At 72.0% G+C, this 12,856-nt stretch carries 14 protein-coding genes; 2 read left to right on the top strand and 12 right to left on the bottom strand.

What is annotated here, in order from left to right:
- Window positions 1-103 precede the first annotated feature (103 nt).
- The 8 genes from V5F59_RS07415 to V5F59_RS07380 form a co-directional block, all read right to left on the bottom strand.
- Complete coding sequence (locus V5F59_RS07415) at window positions 104-1,801, bottom strand: SGNH/GDSL hydrolase family protein (RefSeq protein ID WP_393982514.1); 1,698 nt, start codon at window positions 1,799-1,801, stop codon at window positions 104-106.
- Window positions 1,802-1,804: 3 nt separating this feature from the next.
- Window positions 1,805-1,960 carry a hypothetical protein gene (locus V5F59_RS07410; RefSeq protein WP_393982513.1) on the bottom strand — a complete coding sequence of 52 codons (156 nt, stop codon included), beginning with the start codon at window positions 1,958-1,960 and terminating at the stop codon, window positions 1,805-1,807.
- A gap of 111 nt (window positions 1,961-2,071) precedes the next feature.
- Window positions 2,072-2,395: a spike base protein, RCAP_Rcc01079 family gene (locus V5F59_RS07405; RefSeq protein WP_393982512.1), complete on the bottom strand. Its 324-nt coding sequence runs from the start codon at window positions 2,393-2,395 to the stop codon at window positions 2,072-2,074.
- Window positions 2,396-2,421: 26 nt separating this feature from the next.
- Window positions 2,422-3,123, bottom strand: a complete 702-nt coding sequence (locus tag V5F59_RS07400; RefSeq protein ID WP_393982511.1) for a DUF2793 domain-containing protein — start codon at window positions 3,121-3,123, stop codon at window positions 2,422-2,424.
- 157 nt (window positions 3,124-3,280) lie between these two features.
- Complete coding sequence (locus V5F59_RS07395) at window positions 3,281-7,192, bottom strand: baseplate multidomain protein megatron (protein WP_393982510.1); 3,912 nt, start codon at window positions 7,190-7,192, stop codon at window positions 3,281-3,283.
- A 3-nt stretch (window positions 7,193-7,195) separates the two neighbouring features.
- Complete coding sequence (locus tag V5F59_RS07390; RefSeq protein WP_393982509.1) at window positions 7,196-7,681, bottom strand: NlpC/P60 family protein; 486 nt, start codon at window positions 7,679-7,681, stop codon at window positions 7,196-7,198.
- On the bottom strand, window positions 7,678-8,568 hold the full coding sequence (locus tag V5F59_RS07385; RefSeq protein ID WP_393982508.1) for a phage/gene transfer agent baseplate hub protein: 891 nt from the start codon (window positions 8,566-8,568) through the stop codon (window positions 7,678-7,680). The genes V5F59_RS07390 and V5F59_RS07385 overlap by 4 nt, the downstream gene beginning before the upstream one ends.
- Window positions 8,569-8,572: 4 nt before the next feature.
- Complete coding sequence (locus tag V5F59_RS07380) at window positions 8,573-9,214, bottom strand: phage distal tail protein, Rcc01695 family (RefSeq protein ID WP_393982507.1); 642 nt, start codon at window positions 9,212-9,214, stop codon at window positions 8,573-8,575.
- Window positions 9,215-9,323: 109 nt separating this feature from the next.
- Between V5F59_RS07380 and V5F59_RS07375 the strand changes: the two genes are divergently transcribed.
- Together V5F59_RS07375 and V5F59_RS07370 are read left to right on the top strand one after the other, a co-directional pair.
- Window positions 9,324-9,977 (top strand): hypothetical protein, encoded by a 654-nt coding sequence (locus V5F59_RS07375; RefSeq protein ID WP_393982506.1) that lies wholly within the window; start codon window positions 9,324-9,326, stop codon window positions 9,975-9,977.
- A gap of 853 nt (window positions 9,978-10,830) precedes the next feature.
- The gene (locus V5F59_RS07370) at window positions 10,831-11,136 is read left to right on the top strand and encodes a hypothetical protein (RefSeq protein WP_393982505.1); all 306 of its coding nucleotides are present in this window, start codon (window positions 10,831-10,833) and stop codon (window positions 11,134-11,136) included.
- A gap of 97 nt (window positions 11,137-11,233) precedes the next feature.
- Here V5F59_RS07370 and V5F59_RS07365 read toward each other — a convergent pair whose 3' ends face one another.
- Genes V5F59_RS07365 through V5F59_RS07350 form a run of 4 tightly spaced genes read right to left on the bottom strand, consistent with a single transcriptional unit; the run spans window position 11,234 to window position 12,842 of the window.
- On the bottom strand, window positions 11,234-11,806 hold the full coding sequence (locus tag V5F59_RS07365; protein ID WP_393982504.1) for a phage tail tape measure protein: 573 nt from the start codon (window positions 11,804-11,806) through the stop codon (window positions 11,234-11,236).
- A 10-nt stretch (window positions 11,807-11,816) separates the two neighbouring features.
- Window positions 11,817-11,984, bottom strand: a complete 168-nt coding sequence (locus tag V5F59_RS07360) for a rcc01693 family protein (protein WP_509211200.1) — start codon at window positions 11,982-11,984, stop codon at window positions 11,817-11,819.
- A gap of 44 nt (window positions 11,985-12,028) precedes the next feature.
- On the bottom strand, window positions 12,029-12,385 hold the full coding sequence (locus V5F59_RS07355; RefSeq protein ID WP_393982503.1) for a gene transfer agent family protein: 357 nt from the start codon (window positions 12,383-12,385) through the stop codon (window positions 12,029-12,031).
- A 49-nt stretch (window positions 12,386-12,434) separates the two neighbouring features.
- Window positions 12,435-12,842 (bottom strand): phage major tail protein, TP901-1 family, encoded by a 408-nt coding sequence (locus V5F59_RS07350; RefSeq protein ID WP_393982502.1) that lies wholly within the window; start codon window positions 12,840-12,842, stop codon window positions 12,435-12,437.
- Window positions 12,843-12,856: the final 14 nt, after the last annotated feature.

Here is a 12,856-nt window from a genome sequence, read left to right as displayed (position 1 = left end):
GTGCCGGGCTTGCGGCGGCGCCACATTCCCTCGCCCGGCCGCCGGGGGCGGCGGTCGGGCGGAAGAGGCCTCACGAGAGGAAGGGGTAGGGCCGCGCGGGGGCTCAGCCGGCGGCGAGAATGTCCCAGCTGACGCCGTTCGACATGAGCCGCACGTGCTTGTACTGGGTCGCGAGCCCATAGGTGCCCGCGCCGTCGATGGTCTCCGCCCCATTCGCGGCGATGGTCACGGCGTTTGCGGTGCCGTCCACCTTCTTGAACTGGAGCATGACCCCCCGGCACAAATTGGCCGCCGGCAGCGTCACGGTGAACGCGGCGGAGGTGGCGTTGCAGCGGAAGTAGCGGGTCTTGATCGCCGTCCCGCCCGTCATCGCCGCGGCAGCGGAGAAGGTCCGGTAGCAGGTGAAGTCGGAGGCTTCCGCCACCAGCATGGGGAACTGGGCCGGGCCGACATCCACCAGGGCATATTCGCCGTGCTCGATGGTCACGGACCCGGATGCGGCCGCCGAGAAGGTGACGGTCAGCTCGATGTAGATGCTCTCGGTGCCGGGAGCCACGTTGAACTCGAAGTTCATCGGCCGGCGCGAGAGATCGTAGGAGAGCAGATCGACGTTGGCGCTCCAGTTGGTGGAGAGGGCAAGGCTCGCCCCATCCCAGAGCGACGCGCCGGGGTCGACGGGATCCGTATAGGTGATGGAGCCGATGGCCGCGCTGTTGTTGTCCCGGCAGGTCGCCTTGAGGCCCACATAGGCCCGCAGCGACCCGCCGGCGGCAAGCGCCGCGTTGGTGTTCTGCGCGTCGAAGCCGGCGAGGCCCATCAGCCACGACAGGCGCATGCGCCGGCCCTGATAGTGCCCCAGGCCGGAGAGGATGGCCGTGGCGGTGACAGCGCCGGCCCCGTTCGGCGCGGCCGTCAGGGTATGCAGGTTGCCAGCCACGTCCGCCACCTGGCTGATGGCGCCGGACGCCGTGGGAGCGGTGCCGGAAGAGGTGTAGACGTTGTTCCAGAGGTAGGGCAGCGGCAGGCTGTATCCGCCTGCGGCATAGGTCCGGTAATTGTTGAAGAGACCGTCGATGTTGGTGGCGGTGTTGGGCAGGCCCTGCGCGTTCACGCCGCCGCTCGGGAACAGCAGGTTCGACGCGTCGAGGACGCGGGGACGCTGGTGCTTGCGCGTGGAGGTGAGCGAGGGCGAGAGCGTCGTCCACGCCGCCTGCGCCCAGAGCCAGGAGACACGCGCCAGCGGATGGATGCCATCCGACGAATAGTTGGCGAGCCAGTTGCCGGGGTTCGCGGGATCGTTGACCTCCGCATAGAAGTCCACCAGCGGCACGCCGTTGGTGGTGCAGAAGTCGCGGATGATGCCGTTCACCGTGTCCACCAGGGCGGCGCGGGCCGCATAGGGCGGAATGGTGGTGAAGTAGAAGAACACCCCGGCGGATTTCAGCACCGCGTGGACGGCCGCGAGGTTCCCGGCGATGTTGGCCGAGGAGTTGAGGCCGATCACGTCGTTGGTGCCCATGGTGACGCCGACCACGTCCGGCGCCCACTTCAGCACGTCGCGCGCGACGCGGGCGGTGATGCGGGGCGAGGCCTGGCCGGCGACGCCGGCGTTGCGCACCGGCAGGAGCGCGCCGTTGGAGGCCATGGAGACCTGCCACGTCAGGTCCCATCCGCCGAAGTTGGCGGAGAAGGCGGCGGTGCTGCCCTGGGTCAGGCTGTCGCCCAGGTGGATGTAGCGGTAGATCGGCTTGCCGAGCGGGGAGAGGATGCCGGAGGCGGCGCGCAGTATCCGGTTGGACATGGTTCAGATCTCCTCGATGAGAAAGTTGCCGTCGTCGTCCTGCAGGCGGGCTTCATCGTCGTCGGTGACGAACACGAAGCCGGACGGCGGAAGGTCGCTGCCGCTGCCGCAGCAGCAGGTCGGGACGGAGGTCAGGGAAACGCCCAGGGACAGGTCCATGGGGAACACCTCTTCGTTGCTGGGGATCACCGCACGCGCGGCCGCGCCCCGCCGCGCAGGCGGCGGGCGGACGACGGCCGTGGTGCGATCGGGAAAGCGCAGGCGCCGCGTTCAGCGGTCGGCGAGCGCGAAGATGGTGAGGCCCGCGGCAGTGGTGCCGGTGGCCCAGACGCGGCGCACCTGACAGGGCGGCAGCGGCTGCAGCCCGGGTGTCGCCGAAAGGGTCACGCTCTCCCCGTCCGGCGCGCCCACGGTGGTGATGCGGATCGAGGCGACGCCGCCGGAAACGCTGGCGGCCACGTAGATCCACAGGGCCTTGGCATAGGGGCTGAGGTCCTCCGTGTCCGATGGCGTGACCGCGCGCAGCCGGCGAGCCGGCGAGGACAGGGAGGAAGCGAGCGCGGCCAGCGGGTCGCGCGTGGCATCGTAAGGCATGGAGGGATCTCCGCTCGGGAACGGGCTCAGGCGCCGGGGATGGCGCAGGCGAGGAAATGAAGGGCGACGCGGACGTTGCCGCCGGTGAAGCTTCCGCCGTTGGCGGTGAGGCGGACGGGCGTTGCCGCATAGACGGCGGTGGGGCCGATGACCCCGGCGTTAGTCGAGCCAGCGGCGACGCCGAGGCTGCCGCCGAACTTGGCGGGCTCGCCGGCGATGCCGCAGTCGTAGGAGGAGGCGCCCGTCACCGCCGCGAGGGTACGGGTGGAGACGCCGAGCACGATGGCGCGATCGGGAAAGGCGAGGCTCGTCTCCACATAGGCGCCGGAGAGCGCCAGATCCTCTTCCAGCACGGTGGCCGCGATGGCGGCGCGATGCGGGCTCGAGGCGAGCGGCGACACCCAGGCGCCGCCGTCGAACACGGCAAGCCGCCCCTCGTCGCGGATGAAGGCGAGGAAGCCCGCCGCCACGGGCAGGAAATCGAACGTCCCCGCCTCGTAGGCCGCGAGGGTGCCGGCATGCCCCGCGAAGGCGCCGGTCGCGCCCACCGGCACATGCCAGCGCGCCCCTTCCGCGGGAGAGGAGGGCGGCTCCGCGGCGGTGACGCTCTCCAGCACCAGCTGCACGAAGGCATCGAGCCGGCGGATCGCCTCGTTATGGGTGACGTGCTTCTGCGCCTGCGCCGCCGCGATGTAGGGCAGCGCGAGGTTGGCCGACTGGTCGGACATCTCTGGCCTCGGGGATGGAATGGGAGGGGATTGCGCACGCAGCCGCCGCCCGCGCGGCAGGCCTGCGGCAGCGGCGGCTGGGGGATGGAGGAGGATGGGAGGAGAGGCCGGGCGGCGGTCGGGCCGCGCGCGGCGGACAGCCACCCCGTTGGAGCCGTCACACGGCGAGGACGGCCGTCGTCGCCGTGCCTGCCCCGACGGTGGCGGAGAGCTGCGCCACGCGCACGGTCAACACCGTCTGCGTCGTGCCGAAATCGGCGAGCTCGTCGGCCGCGGCATAGAGCGCCTGAGGCGCGCTCGTCTCCAGGGTGCGCACCACATCGGGGCCGGAGAGGATCTCGACGCGGTAGGCCTCCCCCGCCTCGGCGAGGGGCACCTCCAGCGCCTCCCATCCGTCGCCGCCGGCACGGGTGCGACGGATGAAGGAGAGCGCGATCCCCTCCCCGGTGCGCCGCGCCCTCAGGTGCACCGGCGAAAGGGGCGTCAGCGCCCGTCCGCCCACGGTGGCGGCGACCTCGGTGACGTCCTCCGCGCCCTGGTCGTCCCTGGCCGAGCCGACGCGGTAGACATAGGCGCGGCCCAGCGCCGAGATGCCGCTCGCCACCGCCACCAGCGTGCCGTCGAGACGCACCATCCGGGTGCCGGCGGGCCAGGCCTCGGCGCCCGCCGCCTCGGTGCCGGCAAGGCCGCGCAGCAGTCCGGAGAGGCGGTAGGTGTCGGCGTCGATGAGCACCGCCTCGGTGAAGGCGATGATCTCCGGCGCGCGGCCCTCCGCGTACAGCACCAGCGCGTTGGCACCGGCGCGCACCTCCGCCTCGCTCGCCGAGACGAGGAGCGAGGATTGCAGCGTCACCTCCAGCGCGGCGGTCCGGTCGAAGCGCCAGACCGGTCCCGGCGTCAGCTCGGTGAGCAGGGCGCCGAAGGTGGCCGAGGCGGTGATGGGGGCCACCGCCTCGAAGCTCGCGCCATCGGTGGAGCGCCAGATGGCGAGCGTGCCCGGCCACGGCACGGCGGCCGCCGCGAGATATTGCAGCGGCACCGGCTCTTCTTCCGTGAGCGTGGGCAGGTCGAGCACCGCCACCGCGGGCGGCCCCGATGCGACGGGCAAGACGACGCTGCCGGCCGAGGCTTCGGGCAGCGCGGTGTCGAACACCTCCGGCTCCACCGTGCGGGCGGTGACGGCGAGCGCCTCCGCTTCCTCCACGCGGATGATCTCCAGGAGCCGCGTGCGCCCGTCGAAGGCGAGGCGCACCAGGTCCCCCGGCGAGAGCGCCCGGCGGGACGGCGGGAGGGAGAAGGAGACCGTCTCCCGCCCCGCCCACAGGTCCTGAAGCCAGACATCGGCGGCGCGCACCATCACCGCATCGGAGGCGACCACGGCGAGGGTCGCAGCGGTCACGTGGCGGCTGGCGCCGGCGAGGCGGCGGGAGGAGACGGTGGCGCGGCGATAGTCCTTCAGCCCGTCCACATAGCCGACGCTGACCTCGAGCGGCAGCTCCGTCTCCTGGGCGCGGGCGATGGCGACGAGGGGGCCGTCGTCCGTGCGCACCAGATCGTCGGAGCCGAGCACGGTCGGCGTGCCGGCGCCACGCGGACGGAAGACGATGCGCCCCTCCTCCTCGCCCGCATCGAAGGCGAAGGCGCGGGCCAGCGGCTCGATGGCGGAGCGGGCGGACATGGGCTGCTCCACCACATAGCCCTCCACCGCGCCGGCGAGGGTGTCGCTCGCCACGTCCGCGACGCCGAAATCACAGCAGAGCGTGGCCACCAGACCATCCAGCGGCGCGCCGCCGAGGCGTCCCGTGAGCCAGTGGCCGGTGGCCCAGTTGGCTCCGTCCGCCCACACGTCGGAGGCGACGGGGAATTGCGGGTAGGGCCGCGCGTCCCAGGTCCAGAGGAAGACGCATCCCTCCTCCACCATGCGGCCGTCATAGAGGGCAGCGGGCGGGTTGTCGGCCTCGCTCGCGCCGGCGTCCGGATCGAAGGTGCCGAGCACCGCCTCCAGCATCCGGCGCTGGATCAGGTCGTCCCGCATTCCGGTGGAGAAGGGCGGCAGGGCGGTGGCGGAGGACTTGGCATCGGGGAAGGCGCTGGGGCGGTTGGCGCCCTTGTCCACGGCTGGGCAGCCGGTCTCCATCAGGCGGATGGGCTTGGCACCCGGAACGAAGGCGGTGGGCGTGGCGGAGCGCACGCCGCCGATGCGCTCGTGGTGGGCGCTCGCCCACCACGACCAGAGGTCCTTCTGCCGGTAGACCCACGGCTCGCCGAAGGCGCCATCGGTGATGGGGGAGCGCGCCTGCGCGGCGCGGGCGGCATCGTCGGCATAGTACCAGTCGAACGCCTCGCCCGACCTGAGGTTGGCCTTGAGATAGGCGCGGTCGTGGATGTCCGGCGCGAGCGTCACGTCGAGATGGGCGGAGCCGTCGCGCCAGTCGGCGAGCGGCGGGTAGAAGTCGATGCCCACGAAGTCCACCGCCGCCGCGCCCCACACCGCATCGAGGGGGAAACGCACGTCGCCGCCGGCCAGCACCTGGGCGCCGTATTCGGTCCAGTCGGCAGCGTAGGAAACGAGGGTTCCCGCCCCCACCACGTCCTTCACGTCGGCCGCAAGCACGGCCAGCGCCTCGGCCGCGGGGAAGGCGCCGGTGTCGTCGGTGAGGCGGGTGAGCGCGGCCAGCTCGGAGCCGATCAGGATCGCCTCCACGCCCCCCGCCGCCACCGCCAGATGCGCATAATGCAGCACCATGCGGCGCAGGCTCCATTCGGCGGGGCCGTGATAGAGCACGGTGGTGCCGATGCGGGTGAAGTGATGCGGCTGCGCGGCACCGAACAGGGCCGCCACCTGCGCCCGGCAGGCAGCGGTGCCGTCCGCCGATCCCGTCCGCCCCGGCGCCGGATCGCACACGATGCGCCCGCGCCAGGGATGGGCGGGCTGGGTGGCGGCCCCGGTCCACGGATCGGCCCGCGTGTTGCCGGCCGGAATGTCCATCATGAGGAAGGGATTGAGCGTCACCTTCAGCCCGGCCCCGCGCATGGCGGCGATGGCCTTCACCACGCTGTCGTCCGAGGGCGAGCCGCCATAGGCGGCGCGGCCGTCATACTGGGACACGGCCTGCGCCGTGAGCCGGGTCAGCCCGCCCACGCTCCATTGCGCGGGAGCGGTGAACTTGACGGTGCGCTCGCATTTGGGGCGCACCGTGCACGCTCCCGCGCGCAGATCGTCGCCGAACCAGGAGACCACGAGGGAGACGCGCTGAAGGTTCGGGCAGGTGCCGAGGAGCTGGTCCAGCGAGGCGTCGAAATCGCTGAAGAAGGTGGTGACATGGCGGTTCTCCGCCCCGTAGCTGGCCTCCCCATAGACCTGGCGGATGTTGCGGATGTCGTAGCCGAACTCGGTGGCGCCGGGGATCATGGTCACGGCCTTCACCTGGCGCTCCAGCGTGCCCACCGCGCGCTCCACCTCCACGGTGATCTGGGGAAGGCGATTGCCGTAGTCGGTGAGCTCCAGGTTCTGGAACACCAGATAGGCGACGCCGCGATAGGCCGGCGTGCCGAGGCTGCCCTGCTTCGCCGAGATCCACGGGTCGGCCGCCTCGTCCTCGCCGCCGAGATGGAAGGCAAGGTGCAGCCGCCGCGTGTCGAGCAGCTTGCCATCCGCCCAGATGCGGCCGATGCGGGAGATCGGGCCCTCGCACAGGGCCACGGCAAAGTTGCCGTAATAGGTGTAGGTGGTGGTCTTCACCTTGGGGGAGAGGCTGCCGCCCTTGCCGCCCACGGACTGGGTCTCCTCCTTCTTCACCTCCTTCAGCTTCGTCGCCCAGATGACCTGCCCGGCGAGCCGCGCGCGGCCGTAGAGGCGCGGCAGCGGCGCGCCCTCGGTGGAGGCCATCACGTCGAGGTCGGCGAGGCGCGGCCCCTCCGCATTGCGCGAGCGGTTGCCGCCGAGGAGCGCGCCATCGATGACCGAGCCCCCGATGGCGCCGAGCGCGCGCCCGGCCACCGCGCCGATGGGTCCGAACAGCGCGCCGCCGATGAGGCCGCCGGCCGCGCCGAGAAGCAGGGTCGCCATTGGTCAGGTCCTCGAAATAGGGGCTGGGGCCGGCGCCTGCTCCACGCCGGGGAAGGCGAAGGCGAAGGCGAGGCGTCGACGCCACCAGGGCGAGAGCGCGGTCTCGCACACGCTCGCGCCGTCATAGGCGTGGATCATGCGCATGCCGTCCGAAAGGATCGCCGCGTGCTTCGCCGGCAGGTGCGCGCGGAAGCGGAACAGCAGCACGTCGCCGGGCTGCGCCGCGTCGACGGGAACGGCGGCGAGGCAGCGCCGCGCGGTGTCCGCCAGGGTCTCGCGGCGCCCGGCCTCCGCCCAGTCGGGCGCATAGGCCGGCAGCGGCTCGGGCTCGGGCCCGACGAGAGCGCGCCACACCCCGCGCACGAGGCCGAGGCAATCCGCTCCGTGCCCCTTCAGGGAGGCGCGGTGGAGGTAGGGCGTGCCGATCCAGGATCGCGCCTCGGAGAGGATCGCGACGCGGGTGAGAACGGGGTGTTCGGGCGCGCTCATCCGCGGAGGGTCCCGTCGTATCCGCCCTCGCCGGGGATGGCGACGGTGATGATGAAATCGTTGCCCGGCATGTGCGGGAAGCCACGGAAATTGAGGGCGTTCGCGAAGCGGTCGCGGCAGGTGGAAAAGTGCTTGTCGCAGCCCACGGTGAGCGCGATGGCGTCGCCCGCCGCCATCGCAGACGGAGGCCGCTGCCAAAGGCGCAGCACCACGCCTTCCGCATCCACCAGATGGGCCTTCACCTCGGTGACGAAGCCCGCGTTCGCGCCCGTGGAAATGCGTGCCCGGCCCCGTGCGAACGCCCCCGCCGCAAAGGCGGACAGGCCGGTGACACGCAGGCGCAGCGCGCCCTCCACCGCGGCCACGACAGCGGTGGCGCAATGGGCCGGACCGGCGAGGTCCACGCCGCAGCGCGCGTCGCCGAGATCGGCATCGCAGGCGGCGGAGAGGAGGCGCCCCCGGGCCTGGTTGAGGGCATCGGACAGGGCCCGGATCTCGGCGGTGAAGACCCCGTCCTCGCAACGCACCTCGCCGATGGTTCCGCGCCTCAGGAGGAGATGCTGCGACGGCTCCTGCCAGTTCACCAGAAGGAGGTCCACGCCCGCCCCGTCGTAGAGGCCGGCGGCAAGGTCCTGCGGGTCGAGCGCATCGGCCGAGAGGGCCCCGGAGAGCTCCGCGCCGGTGACGGCGAGCCCCGCCGCGCAGGTGCTCTCCGAGCCCGCGATGCCGGAGGCGGCCTTCAGCGCGAGCCCATCCACCACCAGGTCGCGGTCATGGTCGGTGAAGCCCAGGACGACGCCGTCGCGGCGGGTCACGCGCCAGGCGTGGCAGAGCGTCGTCGCGCCCGATGCAAGGTGCGCGGCGAGCGCGGGATCGAGGGTGCGCATGGCCTTACTCGCGGATCTCGATGACGGGGATGCGGGGGATGTCGCCGGCCGCAAAAGCGGAAAGATTCACCTCGAGGAAATCGGTGTCGAAGCGCACCGGGACATCGAAGGAGAAGCCCGCCGTCACCACCGCCGCGGCGGGCGGGATCGCGGCGGCGGAGAAGGTGATTTCCCCTGTTGTCGCATCGACGGAAAAGTGTGTCCCCTCAATCCTTTCGAGGCCATCCACCGCGACCCGCGCGCTGCCCGCGACGGGCTTGGTGATGGCCCGCGCATAGGGGGCGTGGAGGGCGCCGTAGGCCTTCCTCAGGCGGTAGGCGGCGCGCGTGCCGTCTCCGGTCCCGATCACCTGGTCGAAGGGGCTCGCCTCCATGCCCGGAGGAGCGGAGGAATGGTCGAGGCGATCGCGCCAGCGGAAGCCGTAGAGGCGCCCCCGGCGCTCCTCGAAAAAGGCCACCACCTCGGCGAGCGCGGCCAGGGTTTTCACTCCGTATCCCGCGTCCCAGCGGCGACGCGAATCAGACAGGCGGCTGTTGCGTTCCTCGCGTCCGGAGGCGGTGGTGACCACCTCGGTGAGGCGCTCGGGACCGCCGGAAGCGCCCAGGGCCACCTCCAACGGGAACAAAATCTCATGAAAGGCGGCCATATGATGCCCCTCCACCCCAATTCTACGGCGAAAACAGTAGAGACGGCCTTGACATAGTTGTAAGCGACGCTTTGACTTTACTTTGCCCCGTTGAGCATGGAGCGAAAGCATGGCCACCAAACCCGCGAAGAAGCCGGCAGCTGCCGTCGAGAAACCTGCCGAGAAGAAGGCCCCCGCCGCCAAGGCGGCACCCGCTCCCAAGGCTGCGGCGAAGGCCGCTCCGAAGGCGGAAGCCAAGGCCGCTGCCCCCGCCGCCAAGAAGGCCGCCGCGCCCAAGGCGGCTGCCCCCAAGGCTGCTGCGCCGAAGGCGGCCGCGAAGCCCGCCGCAAAGCCTGCTGCCGCTGCGAAGCCCGCTGCTGCCGCCAAGGCCCCCGCCGCCAAGAAGGCCGCGGCACCCAAGGCCGCCGCGAAGCCCGCTGCTGCGAAGCCCGCCGCCGAGGTGAAGGCCGTCGAGAAGAAGCCCGCCGCCAAGGCCGCCAAGAAGCCCGCCGAGGCGAAGGCTCCTGCGGTGAAGGAAGCGGCCCCCAAGGCTGCTGCGAAGCCTGCTGCCAAGAAGGCTGCTGCGCCCAAGGCCGCGGCTCCGAAGGCTGCCGCTCCCAAGGCTGCGAAGGCGCCCGCCCCGAAGGTCGAGCCCGCGCCGGAAGCCAAGGCTGCCGCCCCGAAGGCCGCTGCGAAGCCCGCCGCCAAGAAGGCTGCCGCCCCCAAGGCTGCGGCTCCGAAGGCTGCCGCCCCCAAGGCTCCCAAGGCCGCCGCGAAGAAGTGATCTTCGCTCCCCGATGGCGCGCGCGTGGTCGCAGGACCGCGACGCCGCCATTGGAGCCAACCCTGCGCCGCCCATCTCCACACAGTTCGTGGGCGGCGGGTGTGGCCCGAAGAGGTGATGCAAGCCTGCGAGCCGGCATTGCGATGTGCCGGTGGTCATTCAAGTTCCGCCCGATCCCCCTGGCCGGGCCCGCCGCCTCCGGATGGAGCGCGTGTGGCGCCTCCTGAGGTCGGGACGGGACCTGCTTTCGCGGGAGATCCGCGAAGAGATATCCGCGAGCCGGAGCGCCGGAGCGTGCCACAAGCATGCTGCGGGCAAAGGCGTGGAAGGCCGTCTTATCCCCGCCCCCGCATCTGCTGCGGAACAGGAGCGGGCGAGACAGGCTCGCGCAAGATGGAATTGCGCGAAGCGGCGGCCGTTCCCCACGGGACAGCACCACGTGACGCACCGCGTGTCGGGGGCACGTGCGCAGCGTCCCGTTGGGGCACATCGCGTCGGCCGCAGCCGACAGACGCCGCTTCGCAAAGGCCGCCACCCGTGAGGGGCGTGGCCACATCCCTGTCCTCTCCCGCGCGTCCTCTTCTCCCGCGCGGGAGACACGCCGTCGCGGACGTAGCGGCAGGGCGCGGGCGGGGATTTCGTGCCGCTTCCCAACACGCTATGGTCCCGCCGGGCGGCGTCATGCACGAGGTGCGCGCGCCGGCCCCGGCCCCTGCGGGAAGTCTGCTCCGGGAGCCGTCGCCAGAAGCCGCCCGGGATGCCGCCGATGACCGAAGCCAAGCCAGCTCGCGCCAAGTCAGCTCGTGTCCAGTCAGCTCGTGTCCAGTCAGCTCGCGCCAAGCCAGCTCGCGCGATGTCTGTTCGCGCCGCGCGATCGCTCGCTGCGGGCATTGCTGCCGTGGCCCTGCTGGTGGCCTCGGCCGCCGGCGCCGCAGCCCAGTCCTCCGGCAGCCGCGATGACAAGTCCTGCGCGCAATACGGCCCCGGCTTCCAGAAGATGCCGGGCTCGGACTCCTGCGTGCGCACCCGCGCCGGGGTGCAGGCCGATGGCATCGCCGGCCGGTCCGTCTCCTCCACGCCGGCGCAGAACACCATGGGCTCCACCAACCTCGGCACGTCGTCGGACACGTCCGTCGATCCCTGGAAGGCCGCGCGCTGAGGCCCGAGGCCCCATCTGTCCGGATCGCGCGCCAAAACGTCCTCATGCGAAGAGGATGCCGGCAGCTGCCGGGCAAGCGCGTTCTCCTTCCTGAGGTTCAGGCCCCGCGTTGTCCGCGGGCCACCGCCCGCGCCACCAGGCCCGAGACATAGGCATCCGACCGGCGGAAGCCGGAGATGTCGGGGGTGGAGATATTCACCGTCACGCTGGCGCGCCCGCCCCCCTCCGCCGTGCGCACACCGAGCCGGCCGTCCGCTCCGCGGCTGAGCGGCAGGATGGCTTCCGCCCCCTTCTCCCCCATCAGGCCGAGGGACGACCCGCCGAGCGGGAAATAGGTGGGCGCGGCCACCACGCCGCCGCGCGCGAACGGCATCACCCGCCCCTCGGAGACGACCCCGCCCCTGGCGAAGGCGAGCCCGCCGGCGGCGCCGGAGAGGAGCGAGGTGAGGCCGCTCTCCAGCGGCTTCAGGGCCGCGGTGAGCGCCAGGTTGGCGAGGCGGGTGGCGAGCTGCTCCAGCACGCTGCCGAGGTCCTTGCCCTGCACCGTGAGGCCGGAGAAGGCGGAGGCCAGCGCCGAGGCGAAGCCGCGGGCGGAAACCTCCACCTCGCCCAGCGCCGCCTTGGCCTTCTGCGTGTCCACCTCGATGGCGATGTCGACGGTCTCGGTCATGGGGCACTCCTCAGGGGGAGAGGTCGGGGAAGCGGGCCATCAGCGCCTCCAGGTCCCCCCGCGCCAGGCGGTCCGGCGGGGGCGGAAGGAGCGCCGACATGGCCGCCGCGAGCTCGCGTGGCGTCATGCGCCAGAAGGCGTCGGAAGAAAGCCGCAGCAGGCCGAAGCCGGCGCCCATGGCCGCATCCCAGGGGAACGGACGCGGCGATGCGGGCGCGGGCCTCAGGCCTGCTGCGGCGGCGGAGGGGACGGCGAAACGGCGCCCTCCCCCTCCAGGCCGAAGGTGGCGGCGAGCAGTTGCGCGACGATGCGCGCGAACCCCGCCGCGCCCCCCTCGGTTCGCATGCGCTCCACCTCGTCCAGCGTCACCTCCTCGCCCGCGCCATGGAGGCCGGCGGCGATGATGCGCGCCGCGTCGCGGGCGGAGAGGCGGCCCCGCCCGAAGCGCTCGGCGAGCGCCATGAGGTCGTCGGCGCCGAAGGCCGCCTCCAGCTCCGCGAGGGCGCCGAGGGTCAGCACGAGGACGCGCGGCCGGCCGTCGAGCACGGCCTCGATCTCGCCGCGTCGGGCATTGGGCATGGGATCGCTCCATCAGGGCATCGGAGGGAAACAGACGGGCGGCGCGTGCTCACAGCGCGGCGAAGGCGATCTCGCCGGCGCTCTCCAGGGTGAGGTCGAAGGTCACCTCCCGGTCGTGGTCGGCGGCGATCTCCAGCGCAGTGATCTGGAAGAGGCCGGTGACGGTGCCGAAATCCGGGATCACCACCTGGCACTCGGCCAGCGCGCCGGAGAAGAACGCCTGCCGCACCAGCGCGTCGGAGACGGCATCCTTGAACACGCCGGAGCCGGAGACGGAGGCGCGCTTTACCCCCGCCCCGTCGAGCAGCTCGCGCCAGCGGCCGGCGCTGTCGGCATGGGTCACGTCCACGCTCTGGGCGTTGAAGGCGAGCGTGCGAGACCTGAGGCCCGCAACGGTCACGAGCTGGGTGCCGTCGTGCATCTTCAGAAGCAGGTCCTTGCCCTTCTGCGCGGCCATGGGGATCTCCGGAG

Source organism: Xanthobacter nonsaccharivorans, from assembly GCF_043194755.2.
In the GTDB taxonomy this organism is placed as follows: domain Bacteria; phylum Pseudomonadota; class Alphaproteobacteria; order Rhizobiales; family Xanthobacteraceae; genus Xanthobacter; species Xanthobacter autotrophicus_G.
The sequence above is the reverse complement of the archived record's forward strand: the minus strand, read 5'-3'. Positions and strand labels throughout refer to the sequence as shown.

Excerpts from the sequence above, each read along its gene's own strand:
- V5F59_RS07350 (WP_393982502.1), bottom strand. The coding sequence starts at position 12,842 with ATGGCCGCGCAGAAGGGCAAGGACCTGCTTCTGAAGATGCACGACGGC.
- V5F59_RS07370 (WP_393982505.1), top strand. The coding sequence starts at position 10,831 with ATGTCTGTTCGCGCCGCGCGATCGCTCGCTGCGGGCATTGCTGCCGTG.
- V5F59_RS07400 (WP_393982511.1), bottom strand. The coding sequence starts at position 3,123 with ATGTCCGACCAGTCGGCCAACCTCGCGCTGCCCTACATCGCGGCGGCG.
- V5F59_RS07395 (WP_393982510.1), bottom strand. The coding sequence starts at position 7,192 with ATGGCGACCCTGCTTCTCGGCGCGGCCGGCGGCCTCATCGGCGGCGCG.
- V5F59_RS07405 (WP_393982512.1), bottom strand. The coding sequence starts at position 2,395 with ATGCCTTACGATGCCACGCGCGACCCGCTGGCCGCGCTCGCTTCCTCC.
- V5F59_RS07360 (WP_509211200.1), bottom strand. The coding sequence starts at position 11,984 with ATGGGCGCCGGCTTCGGCCTGCTGCGGCTTTCTTCCGACGCCTTCTGG.
- V5F59_RS07355 (WP_393982503.1), bottom strand. The coding sequence starts at position 12,385 with ATGCCCAATGCCCGACGCGGCGAGATCGAGGCCGTGCTCGACGGCCGG.
- V5F59_RS07415 (WP_393982514.1), bottom strand. The coding sequence starts at position 1,801 with ATGTCCAACCGGATACTGCGCGCCGCCTCCGGCATCCTCTCCCCGCTC.
- V5F59_RS07390 (WP_393982509.1), bottom strand. The coding sequence starts at position 7,681 with ATGAGCGCGCCCGAACACCCCGTTCTCACCCGCGTCGCGATCCTCTCC.
- V5F59_RS07380 (WP_393982507.1), bottom strand. The coding sequence starts at position 9,214 with ATGGCCGCCTTTCATGAGATTTTGTTCCCGTTGGAGGTGGCCCTGGGC.
- V5F59_RS07375 (WP_393982506.1), top strand. The coding sequence starts at position 9,324 with ATGGCCACCAAACCCGCGAAGAAGCCGGCAGCTGCCGTCGAGAAACCT.
- V5F59_RS07365 (WP_393982504.1), bottom strand. The coding sequence starts at position 11,806 with ATGACCGAGACCGTCGACATCGCCATCGAGGTGGACACGCAGAAGGCC.
- V5F59_RS07410 (WP_393982513.1), bottom strand. The coding sequence starts at position 1,960 with ATGGACCTGTCCCTGGGCGTTTCCCTGACCTCCGTCCCGACCTGCTGC.
- V5F59_RS07385 (WP_393982508.1), bottom strand. The coding sequence starts at position 8,568 with ATGCGCACCCTCGATCCCGCGCTCGCCGCGCACCTTGCATCGGGCGCG.